This window comes from Tardiphaga sp. (assembly GCF_028290495.1).
In the GTDB taxonomy this organism is placed as follows: Bacteria; Pseudomonadota; Alphaproteobacteria; order Rhizobiales; family Xanthobacteraceae; genus Tardiphaga.
Window position 1 is genome coordinate 1 of sequence record NZ_JAQGJT010000218.1, and the last position, 3,933, is coordinate 3,933.

The window sequence follows — 3,933 nt, forward strand, 5'->3', positions numbered from 1 at the left end:
GCTCCGGCAACCCCGAGCATGTCAAGCAGGCTGTTGCCGTGCTGGATGAGGCGCGACGTAAGCTCTACTCCATCCTCGCCCAGGATTGACCACGTGCTCACACCACGTCGGCGTTAAGGAGACTGGATGACCGACGCCGGGAACATGCGCGCCCGCTCGCGCAGAATCCTGTGGTTCGCCGCCCGCTGTCTGGTGCAGACCTGGTGGTACGAACTGTTTCTCCCACGGGTGGGGCTCGCGCGGCTCGCAGCACGGGGCAGGTCGGCGCGTCTACAGCGCATTGCGCAGCGGTTTCACCTGCTCGCGATCGAGCTGGGCGGGCTGATGATCAAAGTCGGTCAGTTCATGTCGTCACGGCTCGACGTGCTGCCGCCCGAAATCACGAAGGAGCTCGAGGGTCTGCAGGACGAGGTTCCGCCAGCGCCGTTCGCGGGCATCCGCACCGTCGCCGAAGCCGAGCTGGGCATGACGCTCGAGCGTGCGTTCTCGTTTGTCGAGGAGGTGCCGCTCGCGGCCGCATCCCTCGGTCAGGTGCACCGTGCTCGGCTATCAGAACTCGATGCTGCAGAGACAGGCTTGCTCGACGTCGTCGTGAAGATCCAGCGACCGGGCATCGGTTCGATCGTTGCTGTCGACCTCAGCGCGCTCCGCCGGGTGGCCGGCTGGCTCAGCCGCGTGCGGCTGGTGGCGGATCGGGTCGACGTGCCCGCCCTGGTCGAGGAATTCGCGGTGACGAGCCTCGAGGAAATCGACTACCTCCACGAGGCGGCCGGCGCCGAGCGGTTTGCCGAGGACTTCACGGGCGACGAGCGAGTCAGCGTTCCAGAGTTGGTGTGGGAGCGTACGACGCGACGGGTGCTGACCCTGCAGGATGTGACCGCCATCAAGATCAACGATGTCGAGGGGCTGCGCGCGGCTGGCATCGACCCCTCCGAAGTTGCAATGGAGTTCGCGGCCGTCATGTTCGACCAGCTTTTCGTCCACGGCTACTTCCACGCCGACCCGCATCCCGGCAACATCTTCGTCACGCCGCTCAGCAGCGACGGTGCATCGGCGGCAGGTGTCAGTCGCGCCTGGAAGTTCACTTTCATCGACTTCGGGATGATGGGTGAGGTGCCCGCGGCCCTTCGTCACGGCCTTCAGAAGCTACTCATCGCGGCCGCGTCGCGCGACGGCAAGGGGATGGTGGACGGCATCCGCGAAGTGGGCGTGCTCCTGCCGTCCGCGGACACCGCGGAGCTCGAGCTCGCGATGACGAAGCTGTTGGCCCGGTTCGGCGGGATGGGTTTCGCCGAGTTGCAGGAGGTCGATCCGCGCGAGTTCCGCGCGTTCGCCACCGAGTTTGGCGATGTCGTGCGGTCGCTGCCGTTTCAGCTGCCTGAGCATTTCCTCCTCATCATCCGCGCGATGTCGCTGACCTCGGGGATGTGCAGCTCCCTCGACCCCGCCTTCAATATCTGGAACGCCGTCGAGCCCTATTCGGCCCAGCTGATCCGAGCAGAAGGCGGCAACCTGCTCCAAACGGTCGCAAAGCAGGCGCTGTCATTTGCGGGCGTCATCGCTCGCCTGCCCCAGAGGCTCGACAACCTCACGACTCAGATCGAACAGGGCAGGATCTCGGCGCAGACGCCTCGCGTCGAGCGTCGCCTCAGCAGCCTCGAGCGAACGGGACGGCAGATCATCTCGGCAGTCGTCTTCGCCGCCCTGCTGATCGGCGGCATCCTGCTTCGGTCCCAGGATGTCGTATTTGGAACCGTCGTCATGGCCGCATCTGCGCTCCCGCTGCTTTACGCCCTCTTTGCCGGCCTAGCGGCGCGGCGCGGCCCGCTGCCGTAGGCGCCGCCCGGCGACCACTGAGCCGCGACGACGCGGGTTGTCCGTTCGTCACTCCTGCTGAGCTGGCGCACCCCCGGGGTCAGACGGAGCGACAGGTTGCTACCGCCGTCGCGTGACGAGCCAGGAACCGGCGAGCACCAGCGCAAACCCGACGATCGCCCACACCGTGATCCGCTCACCGAGCACAACCGCCCCGGCCAGAATCGCCACTGCCGGATTGACGTAGGTAATCGTCGTCGCCTTCACCGGCCCAATCTCGGCGATCAGGCCGACCATGAGCAGAAACGCAAGCGCACTGCAGACGACGGCGAGGACGGCAATGGCAATGGTGACCGGCGCGGACGGCCAGACGGCGGGCCAGCTGCCGGTCAGCACGACGATCGGGATGTAGGCGATTGCGGCGCCGGCCAGGGATACCGCGACGATTCCGACTCCGGGAACGTCCGGCATCCATCGAGACAGAATCGCCGGGCCGAGCGCGTAACCCACCACGACCAATGCCATCTCGCCGACGCTTGTCAGGTCCGATCCCCCGAGGTCGAGCCCGACCAGTGCGGCGACTCCGAGCATGCCGACTCCGATTCCCCACCAGTTTTGCCCGGACAACCGCGGGGGGCGGCCGATCGCGAACGCGACGGCCACTCCGGCAAGGGGCACCGCGGCCAGCAGGAGTCCTGCAGTCGAACTCGGCAGGTGCTGCTCCGCTGTGCTCAGGAACCCCCAGGGGATGACGATCTCCACGACGGTGTACACCAGCATCGGTCTCCACCGGCGCAGCACCGGACCGATTTCGTGACGGAATATCGCCAGCGGAAGCAGCAGGGCGGCGGCGATCGCCGAACGTGCCAGCACCAGCATCCCCGGATCCAGCTCGGCAACGGCCACCTTGATGAAGAGATATGGGATGCCCCATGCGAGCCCCAGGGCCGCAAAGAGGATTAGGCCGCGTCGAGTCACGAGTCCATTCTGGGCGCTCGGGCTAAGTCAGCGTGCATGGGGCCGTACTTTGGCTGGCCGTCGACGGTTCTTGGCGGATACGGCGACATCAGGAATACGGGACCACCTGACGCCCAACCGTTTCCAAAAAGAAGGAGCGGCTCCGTACTTTTGGGAACGCACGGGCACGAACGTTCGGCTAACCAGCGAGGGCGACCAAAGGCGTCACGAGTGCCACCAACATCGCGACCGAGCAGGGCTCGCGCTCATCGCTCCACTTTGTTGAGGTATACTCGCTTAGTCATCCGCTCCGACCAAGCCGCCCGTTCGCACATCTCCATGGAGGTCGAGTGTCGCAGCGTTTCACCACACCCTACGCCGCTGTGTTGCACATCAAACCGTTGCGCCGCCTCCTCTTCGGCATCGGTGTTTCGAGTTTCGGCGACGGGTTGAGCACGCTGGCGATTACCTGGCTCACCCTCGACCTGGCAGCGCCGAGCATGCGGGCTGTGGCCGTTTCATGGGCGATCGCGGCGTACAGCTTGCCAGCGGCGGCGGGCTCGATTGTCCTGGCTCGTTTCGTCAGAACGGTGAGCGGCCGGCGTCTCGCGATCGTCGACGGGTTATGGCGGGCATGCTTCCTGCTTGCCGTTCCGGTCGCCTATGCGTTGGATGTCCTGAATCTCCCAGTATTGCTCGCCCTGATCGCCGTGTCTTCATTGCTTAGCGCGTGGGGGAAGGCGGGCAGGTACGTGCTCCTCGACGAGCTGGTTCCCGCGACGCACACGCAGATGGGCAACTCGGCCGCGAACGTCATCCTCGAGGGCGCCTACGTGACTGGGCCTCTTGTCGCCGCGGCACTGCTGGGCTTCATCCACCCGAGCTTTGTTATCGGCCTCGACGCACTCACCTTCCTCGTTCTCGTTGCCGTGTACGCATTCGGCATCCGGGATCCCGAGAGGGCGCCCTCCGCATCGGAGCCAGTCCACCGCGCCGCGGGTTTCAGTGCCATGCTCCGGTCGAGAACCGTGCTGCTCCTGGTTGGGGTTTCGTTGCTGCTCTTCTTGCTCTCTGGGCCGATCGATGTGGCTATCCCCGTGAAGGTGACAGAATCCAGTGACGTCGCAGGCCACCTGGCGGGGTACCTTTCAGCGTTCGGAG

3 protein-coding genes are annotated in these 3,933 nt (G+C 65.5%); 2 read left to right on the forward strand and 1 reads right to left on the reverse strand.

The annotated features are described in order from the left end of the window. Window positions 1–126 precede the first annotated feature (126 nt). Window positions 127–1,836 carry an AarF/UbiB family protein gene (locus tag JWQ24_RS28245; protein ID WP_299815843.1) on the forward strand — a complete coding sequence of 570 codons (1,710 nt, stop codon included), beginning with the start codon at window positions 127–129 and terminating at the stop codon, window positions 1,834–1,836. Between the two features lie 99 nt (window positions 1,837–1,935). On the opposite strand, the gene JWQ24_RS28250 is transcribed toward JWQ24_RS28245, so the two are convergent. Further along, window positions 1,936–2,793 carry an EamA family transporter gene (locus JWQ24_RS28250; protein ID WP_299815846.1) on the reverse strand — a complete coding sequence of 286 codons (858 nt, stop codon included), beginning with the start codon at window positions 2,791–2,793 and terminating at the stop codon, window positions 1,936–1,938. A 329-nt stretch (window positions 2,794–3,122) separates the two neighbouring features. Here JWQ24_RS28250 and JWQ24_RS28255 point away from each other — a divergent pair. Further along, window positions 3,123–3,933 (forward strand): MFS transporter (locus tag JWQ24_RS28255; protein ID WP_299815849.1); only part of this gene is annotated, 811 nt, incomplete at its 3' end.

Bases quoted from the DNA above. Each gene is read 5' to 3' on its own strand.
- JWQ24_RS28245 (WP_299815843.1), top strand. From the start codon at position 127: ATGACCGACGCCGGGAACATGCGCGCCCGCTCGCGCAGAATCCTGTGG.